14 protein-coding genes are annotated in these 16352 nt (G+C 69.6%); 10 read left to right on the forward strand and 4 right to left on the reverse strand.

The features are described from left to right. The 8 genes from KIT86_RS15905 to KIT86_RS15940 all read left to right on the forward strand — a co-directional run. Nucleotides 1–474, forward strand: a 474-nt coding sequence (locus KIT86_RS15905; protein WP_297400086.1) for a MarR family transcriptional regulator, incomplete at its 5' end; no start/stop codon positions are given. A 45-nt stretch (nucleotides 475–519) separates the two neighbouring features. Continuing rightward, a complete protein-coding gene (locus tag KIT86_RS15910) occupies nucleotides 520–1587 on the forward strand; it encodes a hypothetical protein (protein ID WP_297400088.1) in 1068 nt (355 codons plus the stop codon). Further along, nucleotides 1584–2816: an FAD-dependent oxidoreductase gene (locus tag KIT86_RS15915; protein ID WP_297400090.1), complete on the forward strand. Its 1233-nt coding sequence runs from the start codon at nucleotides 1584–1586 to the stop codon at nucleotides 2814–2816. The genes KIT86_RS15910 and KIT86_RS15915 overlap by 4 nt, the downstream gene beginning before the upstream one ends. Nucleotides 2817–2830: 14 nt before the next feature. Beyond that, nucleotides 2831–3178, forward strand: a complete 348-nt coding sequence (locus KIT86_RS15920) for a non-heme iron oxygenase ferredoxin subunit (RefSeq protein WP_297400092.1) — start codon at nucleotides 2831–2833, stop codon at nucleotides 3176–3178. Between the two features lie 56 nt (nucleotides 3179–3234). Beyond that, nucleotides 3235–4287 carry an amidohydrolase family protein gene (locus KIT86_RS15925; protein ID WP_297400094.1) on the forward strand — a complete coding sequence of 351 codons (1053 nt, stop codon included), beginning with the start codon at nucleotides 3235–3237 and terminating at the stop codon, nucleotides 4285–4287. Beyond that, the gene (locus KIT86_RS15930; protein ID WP_297400096.1) at nucleotides 4284–5189 is read left to right on the forward strand and encodes a VOC family protein; all 906 of its coding nucleotides are present in this window, start codon (nucleotides 4284–4286) and stop codon (nucleotides 5187–5189) included. The genes KIT86_RS15925 and KIT86_RS15930 overlap by 4 nt, the downstream gene beginning before the upstream one ends. A 31-nt stretch (nucleotides 5190–5220) precedes the next feature. Continuing rightward, on the forward strand, nucleotides 5221–6087 hold the full coding sequence (locus tag KIT86_RS15935) for a fumarylacetoacetate hydrolase family protein (protein WP_297400098.1): 867 nt from the start codon (nucleotides 5221–5223) through the stop codon (nucleotides 6085–6087). A gap of 2 nt (nucleotides 6088–6089) precedes the next feature. After that, nucleotides 6090–7658: a bifunctional 3-(3-hydroxy-phenyl)propionate/3-hydroxycinnamic acid hydroxylase gene (locus KIT86_RS15940; protein ID WP_297400099.1), complete on the forward strand. Its 1569-nt coding sequence runs from the start codon at nucleotides 6090–6092 to the stop codon at nucleotides 7656–7658. Here KIT86_RS15940 and KIT86_RS15945 read toward each other — a convergent pair. From KIT86_RS15945 to KIT86_RS15955, 3 genes are all read right to left on the reverse strand, one after another. Beyond that, nucleotides 7559–9100 carry a UdgX family uracil-DNA binding protein gene (locus KIT86_RS15945; protein ID WP_297400101.1) on the reverse strand — a complete coding sequence of 514 codons (1542 nt, stop codon included), beginning with the start codon at nucleotides 9098–9100 and terminating at the stop codon, nucleotides 7559–7561. The two genes, KIT86_RS15940 and KIT86_RS15945, sit on opposite strands and share 100 nt — an antisense overlap. Nucleotides 9101–9108: 8 nt before the next feature. Continuing rightward, nucleotides 9109–10416: a putative DNA modification/repair radical SAM protein gene (locus KIT86_RS15950; RefSeq protein ID WP_297400137.1), complete on the reverse strand. Its 1308-nt coding sequence runs from the start codon at nucleotides 10414–10416 to the stop codon at nucleotides 9109–9111. Between the two features lie 119 nt (nucleotides 10417–10535). Then, nucleotides 10536–11135 carry a MarR family transcriptional regulator gene (locus KIT86_RS15955; RefSeq protein WP_297400103.1) on the reverse strand — a complete coding sequence of 200 codons (600 nt, stop codon included), beginning with the start codon at nucleotides 11133–11135 and terminating at the stop codon, nucleotides 10536–10538. Nucleotides 11136–11296: 161 nt separating this feature from the next. Here KIT86_RS15955 and KIT86_RS15960 point away from each other — a divergent pair, with 161 nt between their 5' ends. Then, nucleotides 11297–13045: a tannase/feruloyl esterase family alpha/beta hydrolase gene (locus KIT86_RS15960; protein WP_297400105.1), complete on the forward strand. Its 1749-nt coding sequence runs from the start codon at nucleotides 11297–11299 to the stop codon at nucleotides 13043–13045. 64 nt (nucleotides 13046–13109) lie between these two features. Here KIT86_RS15960 and KIT86_RS15965 read toward each other — a convergent pair whose 3' ends face one another. After that, entirely contained in the window at nucleotides 13110–13874 is a 765-nt protein-coding gene (locus tag KIT86_RS15965; RefSeq protein ID WP_297400107.1) for an enoyl-CoA hydratase, read from the reverse strand. A gap of 189 nt (nucleotides 13875–14063) precedes the next feature. Here KIT86_RS15965 and KIT86_RS15970 point away from each other — a divergent pair, with 189 nt between their 5' ends. Continuing rightward, nucleotides 14064–16340 carry a patatin-like phospholipase family protein gene (locus KIT86_RS15970; protein WP_297400109.1) on the forward strand — a complete coding sequence of 759 codons (2277 nt, stop codon included), beginning with the start codon at nucleotides 14064–14066 and terminating at the stop codon, nucleotides 16338–16340. Nucleotides 16341–16352: the final 12 nt, after the last annotated feature.

Below are 16352 nucleotides of genomic sequence, written 5' to 3' on the forward strand. Positions count from 1 at the left end.
ACGGCCCTGTGGGTGCTGCTGGCGATGTATCGCGCGTTTGCGGTGCTCGACCGGGACCAGGCCGACGAGGTGGCCGCAATCGGCCTGTCCCCGTTGCAGTTCAACATCCTCACGGTGCTGCAGCGCACCGGCCAGCCCACGACCATGGGTGCGTTGTCGGGCATGCTGGTGGTGAAGCCGACCAACCTGTCGGGCAACATCAACAGCCTGATCGAACGCGGCCTGGTCAGGCGCGAACTCAACGAGGCGGACCAGCGCTGTCTGCTGGCCGTGTTGACGCCGCAGGGGCGGGCGTTTCTGGCGGAGAACCTGCCTGCGCACTGGCGCCGCCTGGAGCGGCTGATGCACGGGCTTTCACCTGAGAAGCGCATTCAGCTGGTTGATCTGCTCAGGGAACTGGTCGTCTCCATCGAGCAGGAGCAGGCGCGTGAGCGCGCAGCGGACAACAGCGAAAAACGCTCCCGTGCAGCCTGACCCCGGCCACGCCCAGGTATCCACTACAACGTTCTGGAAAAATTCATGGCAGAAATCCTCGGACTGGGCTTGTCCCACTATCCTCCCCTCTCCTCCCCGGATCCGGCGATGGCCGCCATCCTGCGCATGACGCTGGAGGACCCTGGCATACCGGCCGACGTGAAGTCGCCTGACAACTGGCCGCAGGCCGCGCGGGACGAGTGGGGCACCGACCAGGGTGTCGCTGCCGCGGCCACCCATCGGGCCGCGCTGGTGGAGCAGTTCCGCAAGGTGCGCAAGGCGCTGGACGACTTCAACCCCGACGTGGTGCTGATCTGGGGCGACGACCAGTACGAGAACTTCAAGGAAGACGTGATCCCGCCGTTCACCGTCTGCGCCTACGAGGACATGGACCTTTACCCGTGGCGGCACGCCATGGGGTCTTCGATGATGAGCGGCAGGCCCAATGCGTGGGGTGAAGGGCCGGACAAGCACTACCGCCTGCGTGGTCGGCGCGACATCGCCAAGCACCTGGTGAGCGGCCTGATCGACGCGGAGTTCGACATGGCCTATGCCTACAAGCCGCTGCACCATGCCAGTCTGGCGCACGCCTTCACCAACGCGATCCTGTATCTGGACTATGACCGGGTGGGCTGGAACTATCCCACGATCGCCGTGCCGATCAACTGCTATGGCCGCAAGGTGATTTCGGCGCGCGGCTTCATGACCCAATTCGACCAGCAGCTCGATCTGGACCCGCCGGGTCCTTCGCCGAAGCGGTGCATGGACATGGGTGCCGCCACAGCGCGCATTCTGCGCGATTCGCCATGGCGTGTTGCCGTGGTGGCATCCTCCAGCTGGTCGCATGCGTTCCTGTGCGACAAGACCTGGCGCCTGCGCCCGGACACTCCGGCCGATCGCAGTCTCTACCGCGCCTTGATGGCGGGTGACTTCGCCACCTGGCGCAGCGCCCGCACCGAGGACTTCGAGGCCGCAGGCCAGCAGGAACTGCTGAACTGGTGCCCGATGCTCGGTGCGATGGAGGCGCTGGGGGCGCGGCTCGACTGGAGCAGCTTCGTCGAGACCCACATCTTCAACTCCAACAAGGTGTTTGCCGTGTACCAGGCGGCATGAGCACGACCGTGAGCGCAGAACGACACAACGTGGTGATCGTCGGTGCCGGATTGGCGGGATTCCATCTGGCCAGCGCGCTGGCGAAACAAGGCTATCCGGGCGACGTGACGCTGGTCGGTGAGGAGCCCTGGCAGCCGTACGATCGGCCGCCGCTGTCCAAGCAGTTCCAGCTCGATGGTGACGAGTCGCACATCTGGCTGGCGCCGGAGCTTGGGCCGGCCGTGCGGCTGTTGCGACAGTGCCACGCGCAGGCCATCGACCTGGCACGGCAGGAACTGCGTCTCGACAATGGCAGCACGCTGCCCTGGGATCGGCTGGTGCTGGCCACTGGCTCCCGTGCACGGCGGTTGCCGCAATGGGGCGCCTCGCCGCGCGTGCTGACGCTGCGCACGCTGGACGATGCCCGCAGGATCCGGGACGCGCTGCAATCGGTTGCCAGTCTCCTGGTGATCGGTGGTGGTCCGATCGGGCTGGAGCTGGCGGCCAGCGCCGCCGCACTGGGGCGGCAATCCACCGTGGTCGAACTGGCGCCGCGGCTGATGAGCCGCAGCGCGCCTGCCGCCATGGCCGATGTCCTGCTGGAGCACCACCGCAGCCAGGGCATGGCCATCCATCTCGGTCGTACCGTGGTGGCGCTCGACGAAGGCAATGCCGAGGCGGTGCTGGACGACGGTCAGCGGGTGCCGGCCGGCCTGGTGGTGGTTGGCATCGGCGTGCAGGCCAACGATGCGCTGGCGGCGCAGGCCGGTATTGCATGCGACGACGGGGTGTTCGTCGACGGTTGGTGCCGCACCACGGCGCCCGGCGTGTTCGCGGTTGGCGATGTGACGCGCCAGCGCAATCCGGTCACCGGCCGCTTCGAGCGCATCGAGACCTGGTCCAATGCGCAGGCTCAGGCGCAGGCGCTCGCGGCCATCTGGTGCAATCCCGCTGCAGCCCGGCCGTATGACGCGGTGCCGTGGTTCTGGTCCGACCAGGGCAGTGCCCGGCTGCAGTGTGCCGGTGCGATCACCGGCGAGCAGCAGGCCTGGCGCGTCGACGCTGCCGGCGGCCGCGTGTTGGTGCACTGGAGTGGCGGGCAGGTGACCGGTGTCGCCACGCTCAACGCGGCGCGTGACTTCGTGCAGCTCAAGAAGCTGATCGTGCCGCGCCCCACGATCACCCCTGAACAATTCCGTGCGCCGACGGCCAATATCCGCGCGCTGGTGCAGCAAGCCCTGGCCGCCTGAGAAAAGAGAACTTCATGAGCAACAACGAATTCATTGCGCTGTGCGGTCTGGACGCCGTCGCGGACGGCGCCATCGGCGCCGGCGACCTGCCGGATGGCCGCCGTGTAGCCGTGTATCTGGTACAGGGCGAGGTCTACGCCACCGATGACCGCTGCACCCATGGCAACTCCTCGCTGACCGAAGATGGCTGTCTGGACGGCCACATCGTCGAATGCGCGATGCACCTGGGTACCTTCGACGTGCGCACCGGTGCGGCCGTCGGTCCGCCGTGCACCAAGGCCTTGCGCACCTATCCGGTCCAGATCCGCGACGGCCAGGTGGTGTTGTCGGCCGCGGCGCTGGCGGGGGAGCTGCAGGCGTGAGCCGCCGGGCCGTTCCCAAGGCGAATCCCGCAGTGCGCAGCACGGAGGGTACTCCGGTGAGCAGCCTGGGTCCAGGGGCGGGCTGCGATTGCGGTCTGGTCGATGCCCACACCCATTGGGTGCCGCACCAGTTCCCGGCCTATGTCGGCCAGCGCAAGAGTGTGGCCTGGCCCTCGATGGCGCCGGCCGCATCGGCCTGTGACCGCAACGTCATGCTCGATGGCCGGGTCTACCGCACCGTGTCCGATGCGAGCTGGGACGCAAGGCGCAGGCTGCAGGAGATGGAGCCGTCCGGGGTCACGCACCAAGTGGTGTCGCCGATGCCTGAATTGCTGTCGTACTGGCTGGAGGCCGACGATGCATTGTCGCTGACCTCCTTCATGAACGAGGAACTGGCGGCGCTGGTCGCGGCCGACCCGGCGCATTTCACCGGCCTGGGCGCGGTGCCGCTGCAGGACGTGGACCTCGCCATCCGAGAGCTGGCGTACGTGGTGGAGACGCTGGGCTTCGCGGGCGTGGAGGTGGGCAGCAACATCAACGGCGTGCCGATCGGTGCGCCGGTGTTCGACCCCTTCTTCGAGGCCTGCGAGGCGCTGGGCGCGGCGGTGTTCGTGCACGCCATCCGCCCCGCCGGCATGGAGCGGCTGGTCGGCCCTGCGCCGCTGCAGCAGGTGATCGCCTACCCCGGTGACGTGGGGCTGGCCGCCGCCTCGGTGATCACCAGCAACCTGATGGTGCGCCGGCCGAAGCTGCGCATCGCCTTCAGCCACGGCGGCGGCACGCTGGCCTCGCTGCTGCCGCGCCTGCAGCAGGGCTGGGGGGTGTTCCCGGCCCTGCGCGACAGCGTGCTCGAGGCCCCGGCCGAGCAGGCGCGCCGCCTGTTCTACGACACCCTGGTGTTCGACACGCCCACCCTGCGCCACCTGGTGGCCCGTTTCGGCGACACGCAGCTGATGGTGGGCACCGACCACCCCTTCAACTTCCACGACCACACGCCGGTGCAACGCATCGAGGCCGCCGGCTTCGACGCCGACACCACCGCGCGCCTGGTGCACCAGAACGCCAGGCGCTTCCTCGGCCCTCTGCCCAAGAAAGTCACCACCCCATGAGTTCCCCCTGGATCGAGGCCGTGCGCAGCGTGGCCCTGAACGTGCCCGACCTCGCCAAGGCCGAGGCTTTCTACACCGAGGTCTGGCGCCTGAGCGTGGCGCACCGCGGCGAGCAGGCGATCTACCTGCGCGGCACCGGCAGCGACCACCACCTGCTGGCGCTGCACGCGGGCGGCCCGGTGCCGCAGATCCGCCAGGTCACGCTGCGCGCGCGCAGCCTCGAGGCGCTGAGCGCCGTGGCCGAGGCCGCGCCGCGCGCAGGCGGTGACCTGCTCTCGCCCATCGGCCCGCTGCACCACGACCCGGCCGGCGGCACCGGCCTCACGCTGCGCGACCCGCACGGCCGCGTGCTCCAGGTGGTGCACGGCGATGCGCGCGGCCAGGACGCCGGCCCGCAGCGCGACCAGCCCGCACGGCTCACGCACGTGGTGCTCAACAGCCACGCCGTGGACGACACACAGCGCTTCCTCACCGAGGCGCTGGGCTTCACGCTGGCCGACCGCACCGTGGCCATCGCCTTCATGAACTGCAACCACGACCACCACACGCTCGCGGTGGGTGTGGCCGACAACGACGCGCTCAACCACATCGCTTTCCTGATGCCCGACGCCGACTCGGTGATGCGCGGCGGCGGCCGCATGAAGGACGCCGGCCACCCCATCGAGTGGGGACCCGGCCGCCACGGCCCCGGCAACAACCTCTTCAACTATTTCATCGACCCCTTCGGCATCGTCATCGAGTACACGGCCGAAGTGGAGCAGGTGGACGAGAGCTACGTGCCGCGCGGCCCGGCGCAGTGGAAGTGGCCGCCCGGCCGCGTCGACCAGTGGGGCATCTCGCCCCCGCCCGGTCCCACCCTGAAGGAAGCCCAGCGCCGCGTGCTGTTCGCCCCCACCGCCTGAAACCTTTTTTTTCCCGAAACCTGATCGCTCCATGAAATTCACCACCTACCTGCGCGACGGCGCACCCCGCCTGGCCGTCGTCGACGGCACCGACCTGATCGACCTGAACGACGCCCAGCCCCGGGTGCCCGCCGACCTGCGCGCCGCGCTCAAGGCGGGCGTGGACCTGCACGCCGCCGCCCACGCCGCGCTGGCAGGGCACTTCAAGCGCCAGGCGCTGGCCAGCGCCGCGCTCGCGCCGCTGGTGCCCGAACCCGGCAAGACGGTGTGCCTGGGCCTCAACTACTTCGACCACGCCAAGGAAGGCGGCCGCGAGAAGCCGGACTACCCCTGGTTCTTCTTCCGGGGGGGCTCTTCGCTGATCGCGCATGGCGATGCCGGCGTGGTGCCGCGCGTCTCCGGCAAGTTCGACTACGAAGCCGAACTGGCCGTGGTCATCGGCCGCCGCGTGCCGCGCCACACCCCCCAGGCCGAGGCGCTGGCCTATGTGTTTGGCTACAGCTGCTTCAACGACATGAGCGTGCGCGACTACCAGAAGCGCACGCCGCAATGGACCATCGGCAAGAACTTCGACGGCACCGGCGCTTTCGGCCCGGTGCTGGTGACGGCCGATGAACTGCCGCCCGGCGCCGCCGGCCTGAAGATCCAGGGCCGCCTCAACGGCCAGGTGATGCAGGACGCCAACACCAGCGACATGATCTTCAGCGTGGCCGAGACCATCGCGCTGCTGGCCGAGGTGCTGACGCTGGAGGCCGGCGACGTGATCGTGATGGGCACGCCCGCCGGGGTCGGCCAGGCGCGCACGCCGCCCGTGTGGATGAAGGCCGGCGACACCTTCGAGGTCGAGATCGAGCGCATCGGCACGCTGGTCAACCCCATCGTGAACGAGCAGGCCTGACCATGCAGCAGCAGCGCGTCTTCGATGTCGCCATCGTGGGCTACGGGCCCTCGGGCGTGGTGGCCGCCGGCCTGCTGGGCCAGGCCGGCCTGAGCGTGTACGTGTGCGACCGGCTGACCGACGTCCACCAGATCCCGCGCGCCATCGCGCTGGACCACGAGATCATGCGGGTGTTCCAGCAGCTCGGCGTGGCCGATGCGGTGGCGCCGTTCTGCGAACCCTTCACGCCTTCGGAGTACTTTGGCGTGGACGGCCAGCTGATCCGCCGAATGACCATGGTGGCGCCGCCCTTCCCGCAGGGCCACACGCCGTCGATGGTGTTCACCCAGCCCGAGGTCGAGAAGGTCCTGCGTGCGCGCGTCGCGCAGTTGCCCAGCGTGACGGTGGAGCTCGGCGTGGAGATGACCGGCCTCACACCGCACGACCAGGGCGTGGACCTGGCCATCGCCGATGCGCAGGGCAAGCCCACCCGCACGGTGCGCGCGCGGTACGCCATCGCCTGCGACGGTGGCTCCAGCGCGGTGCGCACCGCCCTGGCCATGCCGCTGGAAGACCTGGACTTCGATGAACCCTGGCTGGTGGTGGACGTGCTCATGAACGAGCGCGGCCTGGCCAGGCTGCCCCAGGTCAGCGTGCAGTACTGCGAACCCGAACGGCCCTGCACCCTGGTCATCGGCCCGAAGAACCACCGCCGCTGGGAAATCTCGCTCAACCCCGGCGAAGACCCGAAGCACGCGGCCACACCCGATGAAACCTGGCGCCTGCTCTCGCGCTGGATCACACCCGACGACGGCACGCTGTGGCGCCAGTCGAGCTACCGCTTCCATGCACTGGTGGCGCAGCAATGGCGCCGGGGCCGCGTGTTCCTCGCGGGCGACGCGGCGCACATGCAGCCGCCTTTCCTCGGCCAGGGCATGTGCCAGGGCATCCGCGACGTGAGCAACCTCGCCTGGAAGCTCGCGGCCGTGCTGCGCGGCGAAGTGACCGGCGCCAGCGCCGAGGCCCTGCTCGACAGCTACGGTGACGAACGCAAGGCCCACGTGCGCGAGCTCACCAGCCGCATCAAACACGTCGGCGCGGTGATCTGCGAGCGCGACCCGGTGAAGGCCCGCGAGCGCGATGCGGCGATGCTGGCCCAGTGCGGCGGCACGGTGCAGGACACACCGCGCCAGGACATCCTGCCGCCGCTGACCACCGGCTGGCTCGCGCCGCAAGACCACGCCGCGCGCGGCAGCCTCTTCCCCCAGCCCTGGTTGCTCAATGGCCCGCACCGCGAGCGCATGGACAGCATCGCGGGCCACGGCTGGCGGCTGGTGCTGGCGCCTGGCCAGGCGCCACCCGCGGTGGCGGGCGCCCTGCCCTGGCTGCGGTGCGTGGCCCTCGGCACGGTGGACGCGCTGGAGACCGATGGCGTGGCCGAGGCCTGGTTGCAGCGCCACCAGAGCGTGGCGGCGCTGGTGCGGCCGGATCACTATGTGTACGGCGTGGCCGCAACGGCCGATGGGCTGGCCGCGATGGTGTCGGCACTTGCGACGCGGCTGGGCGCCATGGCCGATGCCTGCGCGGCCTGAGGCCACGCCGGGCGCAGCGCCTCCACCCACGCCTGGAACGACGGCGCGCCCGACTCCGCGCGGCGCAGCACGGCCGCCGGGTGGTGCACCACCCACACCGGCAGGCCATCGGCCCGCGCCTGCCAGCGCCCAAGGCTCTGCGCCACCCCCACGCCGGCACCCAACAGGCTGGAGGCGGCGGTGGCGCCGAGCGCGAGCACGGCCTTCGGTTGGACGAGGCGGATTTCCGCCTCCAGCCACTGCTCGCACGCTTCGGCCGCGCGCTGGCCGGGCGTCTTGTGCAGGCGCCGCGTGCCCCGCGCGAGAAAGTGGAAGTGCTTGACGGCGTTGGTGAGGTAGAGCGCATCCACCGGCCAGCCGAGTTCGGCGATGGCTTGCCGCAGCAGCGCACCGGCAGGCCCCACGAAGGGCCGGCCGGCCAGGTCTTCCTGGTCGCCCGGCTGTTCGCCCACGATCATGAGGCGCGCGCCCACGCGGCCTTCGCCCCACACCACCTGGGTGGCGCTGCAGGCCACCGGGCAATCGGAACAATGGCGCGCGCGGCGGCCGAGGTCGTCCAGCTGCTCCTGCGGTGTGCGCGGCGCGCGAGCCACGGCGCGGGGCACGCTGATGGGCAGTCGGCGCTGCGATTCGCTGGCCTGCGCCACCATGCGCGCGCTGCGCTGCGGCGCGGTCTGGATCAGCTCGGTGATGGCCTGTGTCTCAGGCAGGTTGCGCCAGTAGCGGCGCGGCATCTCGCGCAGCATGGCGGCGGTCTTGAGCCGCGAGGGGTTGAAGATGCTGCGGTAGTAGTCGAGCCACAAGGCTTCCCCGGCATCGGGCGGGGGCGCGAGCGAGCGGTCCACACCGGGCGAGAACGCGAGGCCCTCGCGGTCCCATTGCACGCACAGGCGCGGCGTGAGGATGGCCCAGCGCATGGCCGCGAAGCGCCGGGCAAAGAAGGGCGCGGCCGCGCGCACGATGTGGTGCACCGGCTCGAACCAGGCCACGTAGCGCGTGTCGCCGCCAGGGCCGTCCTCGATCTGGCGGAAGCGCACGAAGGCGTGCATCTTGTGGATCTCGCGCCGCACCTCGCGCGCCATGCGCTCCAGCGCGAGGCGGCGGGGATCGAGCGCATCGTGCCACCGTGCCGGTTGGGCAGCCACGTCCAGCGCGAGTTCGTGCAGCCGGCGAAAGCGCTCGGGATGCGCGTGTTGCGCCACGGTGTGGGCGAGTTCCATGGCCTCGGCCGGCAGGCGGCTTCGCCAGGCGCGCAGGGGCACGCTTTCGGGAGGCGGCCCGGCGGCGCGCGAGGCCGCGTCGTCACCCAGCAGATCGCCCTGCCCTTCGCTTCGGTCGCGCCACGCCACGTCGTGCGGCTCGGCGCCGCAGGCCAGCAACGACGAGAGCGCACGCAGCGTGGCAGGCACGTCGTTGGCGTCGTAGACGACCCGCCAGCGCACGGGCGCCCTCAGGCAGCGGCGGGCGCTTCAGCCCAGCCGAACAGATCGGGTTGCAGGTGCACGGCGCGGGCGCCCGCCCGCCGCCGCGCCGTGGGCTCGCGCACCGGGGCGCCCAACGGCACCGCGCCGGGCCGGTGGTCGGGCAGGTGCACGAAGTCCAGCGCCTTGCGGCCCGCCGTGCCCAGGCGTTCCATGTCGGCGCGCCGCACCTGGCGCACGCGGCGCGCGTCGAGCAGGCGCTGCACCGAATGGGCGCCCAGCCCCGGCACGCGCAGCAGGGTCTCGCGCGGCGCGCGGTTCACGTCCACCGGGAACCACTCCGGATGCGCCAGGGCCCAGGCGAGCTTGGGGTCCATGTCCATGGACAGCATGCCGCCGGGCAACACCAGTTCGCTGGCGTCGAAACCGTAGAAGCGCATCAGCCAGTCGGCCTGGTACAGGCGGTGCTCGCGCACGAGCGGTGCGGCCTGCCCGGGCAGCTTGGCGCTGGCGTGGGGGATGGGGCTGAAAGCGGAGTAGTAGACCCGCCTGAGGCGGTAGCCCGCGTACAGCCCGGCGCTGACCTGCAGGATGCTGCGGTCGTCCGACGCGTCGGCGCCGATGATCATCTGCGTGCTCTGGCCGGCGGGCGCGAAGCGCGGGGGAGGCGCGGCGGCGGCGGGCCGGCCGGGCAGCGACCGGATCTGCTGCGCCTGCGCCTTGTGCTCGCGCGCCTCGTCCAGCTTCAGGCGGATGCCGGCCATCGACTGGCGGATCTGCTGGCTGCTCTTGCCCGGTGCGAGCGCGTCGAGCGCGGCCTGGCTGGGCAGCTCGATGTTGATGCTCAGGCGATCGGCGTAGCGCCCGGCCCGCGCGAGCAGGGCCTCGTCGGCATCGGGAATCGTCTTGAGGTGGATGTAGCCGCGAAAGCCATGCACCTCGCGCAGCTGGCGCGCGACTTCGGCCAGTTGCTCCATGGTGTAGTCGGGCGTGCGGATGATGCCGGAGCTCAGGAACAGACCCTCGATGACGTTGCGGCGGTAGAAGTCGAGCGTGAGGTTGACCACCTCTTCCACGCTGAAGCGGGCACGCTCGACGTCGCTGGAGACGCGGTTGACGCAATAGAGGCAGTCGTACACGCACCAGTTGGTGAGCAGGATCTTGAGCAGCGAGATGCAGCGGCCGTCGGGCGCGTAGCTGTGGCAGATGCCCATGCCCTCGTTGGACCCGAGCCCTTTCTGGTCGCGCGAATCCCGGCGCGTGCCGCCGCTGGAGGCGCAGGACGCGTCGTACTTCGCGGCATCCGCAAGGATGCGGATCTTTCGGGCGACGGACATCATGCTGTCATTTTATACAGTATTCCGCCCGGACCCGCACCGGCTGTCGCCTGGCGGCCACTGCGGTGCCCGCTACCCCTGCGCGCCTGTCGAAGGCGCAAGGCCTTCGACCCGCCTCTTCAGCGTGAGCGTGCCAGCTTGTGCAGCAACTCCGCGAGCATGAGGTGCTCGGCCGGCGACAGGGTCTTGAAGCTCGCCTTCTCGTTGTCGAGCAGGCGCGCGGTGAGTTCCTGCGCCAGGGCCTCACCTTGCGCGGTCACGGAAAGGTGAAATCCGCGCCGGTCGTTTTCGTTTGTTTCACGAACTATCAAGCCCCGGCCCGCCAGCTTGTCCAGGCCGTTGGTGATGTAGGGCGCGCTCAGCCCGAGCGCCTTGGTCAGCTGGGCGGGCGAGACCATGGGGTTGGCGTGGATCAGCGCCAGCAAGGTGTATTCCACCGTGCGCAGCGAATGCGCATTCCCGACCACATCCTGGAACAGGCCGATGGTGACGATGGAGGCCTGAGCCAACTGGTAGCCCAGCAATTGCTGCAAGGCACCCTCGCGCAGACGCCCGGCGGGCGTGGACTCCATGGCCAGCTTGGGCTCGTCGAGCTTGGGCCGGACCGCCCTGGGCGGGGCCACCCTTGCGGGTGCCGGGGAGGGCTCGGCGCCGCGTGGCGCCGGCTTGCGCCTGGCAGGCTTGGAAGGTGGCTTGTTGAGGCTGCGCTTTTGGTCCATGAAATCCCCCTCCGCACAGGAAGTACCGGAGAGGGGGGATTCTGCCTGCTTCGCATCCTAGGGTATTCACCAGTCATTTATTTAGTTAACTGAACTAATCTTATTTCGCGATCCAGACGAAAGTCATTCGCAACAAACCACAAACAAATAAGGAGACATCCATGCGTCAGATCAGGATGGCTGCGTTCGCAGCGGCCAGCACGGCGGTTTTGCTCACGGCATGTGGAGGAGGAGGCGGCGGCGGCGGTGAGGCCGCGCCACCCGCCACACCGGCCCAACCTTCCCTGGCCATCCCGGCACCCGGCTCATTGCTGCCTGCGGCAGAGGCCAAGACCGTCACGGCAGCCGACTGCACGGCGGCCAAGCTGGGCACCACCGTCGCGGTCGCAGACATCGGCGAACCGGTGTCGGCAGTGACATTGAATGCACCGGTCTGGACGGCGGCGGCGGGCTCGAACCAGGCCTACTGCTCGGTCACGGGCGCCATCTATGCGGTGGACCCGAGCGCGCCGGTGATCAACTTCCGCGTCGCGCTGCCATCGAGCTGGAGCCTGCGCGCGGTGCACACGGGCGGCGGTGGCATGAACGGCTTTGCACCCGGCGCTCCGTCGGCCGCCATCCTCGCGCTGGGGGCGGCCACCTGGGGCAGCGACTCCGGCCACAGCTTCCTGGACTCGACCTGGGCCCTGAACGAAGAAGCCATGATGAACCTGGGCTTCATGCAGATGAAAAAGACGCGCGACGTGGGTGTCAAGCTGACCGAGCGCATGTATGGCGAGAAGCCCCGCTTCACGTACTGGCAGGGCGGCTCGCAAGGCGGGCGCGAAGGCCTGACGGTGATGCAGCGTTATCCGGCCGACTACGATGGCGCCGCCCTCACGGTGCCCATCGTCAACTTCTCCACCCTGCTGCTCGCGCCCGAGCTGATCCGCATCCAGGAAAAGCCCCTGGCGAACTGGGTGCCGCCCGTCAAGGCAGAGGCGATCCGCCAGGAGTTCATTCGCCAGTGCGACAAGCTCGACGGCCTCGCCGACGGCATCATCAACAACTACCAGGCCTGCCGCAACATCTTCAACGTCAAGGCCGGCGCGCCCGGCCGCAATCCCTGGCTGAGCAAGCGCTGCCCGGGCAACGTCGACCCGAATCCGACCGACAACACGGCCACCGCCTGTTTCACCGATGGCCAGATCCAGACGCTGAATTTCATCTATTCGCCGTATGAGTTTGCGACCCCGCTGGTCAATGGCGTCACGTCGTTCGGCATGTGGGCACCCACGACCGACCCCAGTGGTTCGGGCCTGCTCATCGGCACCCGCCATGTGGGCCAGGAAGGTGCCGATCCCGGTGCCACCAACCACTCCCACCTGGGCATCCTCGGTGTGACGGGTTTCCTGATGAAGAACCTGAACGCGAACCCGCTGGACTACGTGGAAGGCGGTGCGCTCAATGCGCGCCGGGTCCAGATCTCGCGGTACCTGGATGCCACGAACCCGGACCTGAGCCCGTACTACAAGCGCGGCGGCAAGGTGGTGATCACCGTCGGATCGAACGACAGCCTGGCCTCCACCGGCGCTCAACTGGACTACTACCAGTCGGTGCTGGACAAGATGACCCGGCCGGTGGTGGACGCCTTCGCGCGCCTGTGGGTGTTGCCCCAAACCGGCCACGGCCTGTCGGGCACCAACCACACGGTCGATGGCGATGGCAACACCATTGCCGCGACCGCGATTCCCAATTCGTTCAATGGCCTGCAGATGGTGGTGGACTGGGTGGAGCAGAACCGCGCCCCGAGCAAGAACCCCACGGTGACGGCGGGTGCCAAGGCGCTGCCGATGTGCTCGTATCCGCAGCACCCGAAGTACGTCTCGGGTGACACGGCCCTGGCAGCGTCCTACACCTGCGCGGACTGAGCACGGCGCTCACCGACAGGCAAGAAAAAGGCCTCGCGACAGCGAGGCCTTTTTTGCTGGAGGGTCACACTTTCGAAAAGTCGGGCTTGCGCCGCTCCATGAACGCGCCGAAGGCCTCGCGCGCGGCCGGCTCGCCCAGCATGCGGCCGAAGCTGGCGCCCTCTTCAGCCATCACGGCCATCACCTGCTGAGTCTGGTTTTTCTTCATCAGGCGCTTGGTTTCCATCAACGCACTCAGTGGCTTGGCCGCGAGCTTGCGCGCCACGGACTGCGCGTAGCCGGCCGCTTCCATCGGCGGCAGCACGCGGTTGACCAGGCCCACTTCCAGCGCGGCCTCGGCCATGAAGGGCTCGCCCAGCAGCAGCGCCTCGGCCGCGCGGTGGTAGCCCAGCATCTGCGGCACCAGCAGGCTGGACGCGGCCTCAGGGCAGAGGCCGAGGTTGACGAACGGCATGGAGAAGGCGGCGTTGTCGCCCGCATAGACCAGGTCGCAGTGAAACAGCAGCGTGGTGCCGACGCCCACGGCCGGGCCGCACACCGCGGCCACCAGCGGCTTGGGGAACTGCGCGATGCCGCGCAGGAAGCGGAACACCGGCGAGTCGGCGCCGGCGGGCGGGTTGTTGAGGAAGTCGGCAATGTCGTTGCCGGCGGAGAAGATGGTTTCGTTGCCCTGGAGCACGACGCAGCGCACGGTGGCATCGTCCTGCGCGGCCTGCAGGGCGTCGGCCAGCTGGCCGTACATGGCCGCGGTGATGGAGTTCTTCTTGTCCGGGCGGTTGAACGTGAGGGTGCTGACGCCGGCTTCGGTGTGGACGAGGATGTCGCTCATGGGGGTCTCTGGATGTGCGGGGAAGGGACCCGCAAATTACCACGAACGCGCGTGCTTTTTTCAGGCTGTGCGCCCAGGGGCTGACCGGTGCGTGACAGGGTGTTTCCGGGCGGCTGCGGGCCTCGGGCGCCCCCTACACTTGCCGCTTCCGGGCGCCACGGCGCCGCTGTTGTCCACAGGTCCCGTTCCATGTCACCCCGACTCGCCGCCCTCCTCCTCCATGGTCTTGCCGGCGCGCTCGCCCTGTTGCTGACCGGCACACCCGCGCTGGCGCAGACGGCAGCGGCGCCCGAGCCCCAGGCCAAGCGCCCGCGCGTGGGTCTGGTGCTCTCGGGCGGCGGGGCGCGCGGCTTCGCCCACGTGGGCGTGCTCAAGGCGCTGGAGGCGGCGCGCGTGCCGGTGGACCTGATCGTGGGCACGTCGATGGGCGCGATCGTCGGCGGGCTGTACGCCAGCGGCATGACGGCGGACGAGCTGGAGCGCGAGATCCTCGCGGTGAACTGGGGCGACCTGTTCGAGCGCCGCGAGCCCCGCCAGCTGCTGTCGCAGCGCCGCAAGGAGGAAGATTTCGAGCTCTCGCCGGTGCTGATGCTGGGTTTTCGCGACGGCGCCTTCGTGCTGCCCACGGGTGCCGTGTCCACCCGCTCGCTGGAGATGCTGCTGCGGCGCTACACGCTGTCCACGCGCCACCTGGCGAACTTTGACGGCCTGCCCACGCCGTTTCGCGCGGTGGCCACCGACATGGAAACGGGCAAGCCCGTGGTGATGGACAGCGGCGACCTGGCGGCCGCGCTGCGCGCGAGCATGTCGGTGCCGGGCGTGTTTTCACCGCTGGCGGTGGACGGGCGCATCCTCGGCGACGGCGGCCTGGTGGACAACCTGCCGGTGGCCGTGGCGCGCCGCATGGGGGCGGACGTGGTGATCGCGGTCAACATCGGCACGCCGCTGGCCGGGCGCGAGACGCTGGGCAGCGTGGTGGGCATCACCACCCAGATGGTCAACATCCTGACCGAACAGAATGTGCAGGCGAGCATTGCCACGCTCACGCCGGACGACCTGCTGCTGACGCCGCCGCTGGGCCAGCTCACCTCGTCCGATTTCAGCCGCGCGCCCGAGCTGGTCAGGATCGGCAACGACTACGCCAGGACGGTCGGGGATGCGCTGGCGCGGTTCTCGGCGGACGCGCCGCGCTACCAGCGCTGGGTGGCCGCGCGCGAGGCGCAGGAGAAGGCGAACAGCGGTCGCATCGGGACCGTGGCAACCGTGAGCTTCGAAGGCGTGAACGAGATCCGCGCGCAGCGCCTGGCCACCGCGCTGGACACCTCGGAAGGCCAGCGGCTGGACGTGCCCAAGCTGGAGAACGACCTGCAGCGGCTCGCGGCCATGGGCGACTTCGAGGCGGTGGACTACACGCTGACGCGGCGCGAGGACGGTGCCGAAGACCTCCGGCTGCACCTGCGCGAGAACACCTGGGGCCCGAACTACCTGCGCGTGGGCCTGGACCTGCGCACCGACTTCCAGGGCCAGGGGGCGTTCAACCTGCGCCTCAGCCACAACCGCCACTGGCTTAACGACAGCGGCGCCGAATGGCGCAACCGCGTGCAGGTGGGCGAGACCGTGGGCCTGTATTCCGAGATCTACCAGCCGCTGACGCTGCGCAGCGACCGCTTCGCGGCCGCCTACGTGGATGCGAACCTGCGCAAGGTGGAGCTGTTTGGCACCGATGGCGAGGCCCTGGCACTGGCGCAACGGCAGAGCCTGCGGGTGGGCGCCGACATCGGCTGGCCCATGGGCCTGATCGGCAATGTCGGCGACATGCGCGTGGGCGTGGTGGCGGCGCAGCGCAAGGTGAGGCCCGAGCTGGTCGCGGCCAGCATCGCGACCACCACCACTTCACTGAAGTGGCGCGAGGTCGGCCTGCGCGGCGCGGTGATCGCCGACCAGCTGGATTACGCCAACTTCCCGTCGCACGGCTACCGCGCGCAGGGCGAGGTGGTGTTCGGCCGGCGCAGTTTCGACGGCGCGCGCAGCAGCAGCTTCACGAGCTTCGAGGGCACGGCGACGGCGGCGACGAGTTGGGGACCGCACACCCTCAACGTGGGTGCGCGTCTGGCGAAGACGAACCAGATTCCGCTGGGCGCCATCGACGAATACTCGCTCGGCGGTTTCCAGCAGCTCTCGGGCTACCGCGTGGGCCAGGTGGCCGGCAACTACCTGGTGTTCGGACGCCTCACCTACTACCAGCGACTGCCCTGGAGCGTGGGCGTGGCGCGCGCCCTGTTCGTGGGCGGCTCGCTGGAGGCGGGCAACGCCTGGACGGCGCGCCGCGACATTTCGCTGGGCGACCTGCGCGCGGGCTCCAGCCTCTTCGTGGGCGCGGACACCGGCATCGGCCCGCTCTACCTGAGCATCGTGAGCGCGCCGCGCGGCTACACCGGGCTCTACCTGTTCCTGGGCCGGCCCTAGAGACATCCGCCG

It is taken from the genome of Hydrogenophaga sp. (assembly GCF_026125825.1).
GTDB lineage: Bacteria > Pseudomonadota > Gammaproteobacteria > Burkholderiales > Burkholderiaceae_C > Hydrogenophaga.

Excerpts from the sequence above, each read along its gene's own strand:
- KIT86_RS15950 (WP_297400137.1), bottom strand. The coding sequence starts at position 10,416 with ATGTCCGTCGCCCGAAAGATCCGCATCCTTGCGGATGCCGCGAAGTAC.
- KIT86_RS15915 (WP_297400090.1), top strand. The coding sequence starts at position 1,584 with ATGAGCACGACCGTGAGCGCAGAACGACACAACGTGGTGATCGTCGGT.
- KIT86_RS15935 (WP_297400098.1), top strand. The coding sequence starts at position 5,221 with ATGAAATTCACCACCTACCTGCGCGACGGCGCACCCCGCCTGGCCGTC.
- KIT86_RS15910 (WP_297400088.1), top strand. The coding sequence starts at position 520 with ATGGCAGAAATCCTCGGACTGGGCTTGTCCCACTATCCTCCCCTCTCC.
- KIT86_RS15965 (WP_297400107.1), bottom strand. The coding sequence starts at position 13,874 with ATGAGCGACATCCTCGTCCACACCGAAGCCGGCGTCAGCACCCTCACG.
- KIT86_RS15940 (WP_297400099.1), top strand. The coding sequence starts at position 6,090 with ATGCAGCAGCAGCGCGTCTTCGATGTCGCCATCGTGGGCTACGGGCCC.
- KIT86_RS15920 (WP_297400092.1), top strand. The coding sequence starts at position 2,831 with ATGAGCAACAACGAATTCATTGCGCTGTGCGGTCTGGACGCCGTCGCG.
- KIT86_RS15930 (WP_297400096.1), top strand. The coding sequence starts at position 4,284 with ATGAGTTCCCCCTGGATCGAGGCCGTGCGCAGCGTGGCCCTGAACGTG.
- KIT86_RS15955 (WP_297400103.1), bottom strand. The coding sequence starts at position 11,135 with ATGGACCAAAAGCGCAGCCTCAACAAGCCACCTTCCAAGCCTGCCAGG.
- KIT86_RS15970 (WP_297400109.1), top strand. The coding sequence starts at position 14,064 with ATGTCACCCCGACTCGCCGCCCTCCTCCTCCATGGTCTTGCCGGCGCG.
- KIT86_RS15960 (WP_297400105.1), top strand. The coding sequence starts at position 11,297 with ATGCGTCAGATCAGGATGGCTGCGTTCGCAGCGGCCAGCACGGCGGTT.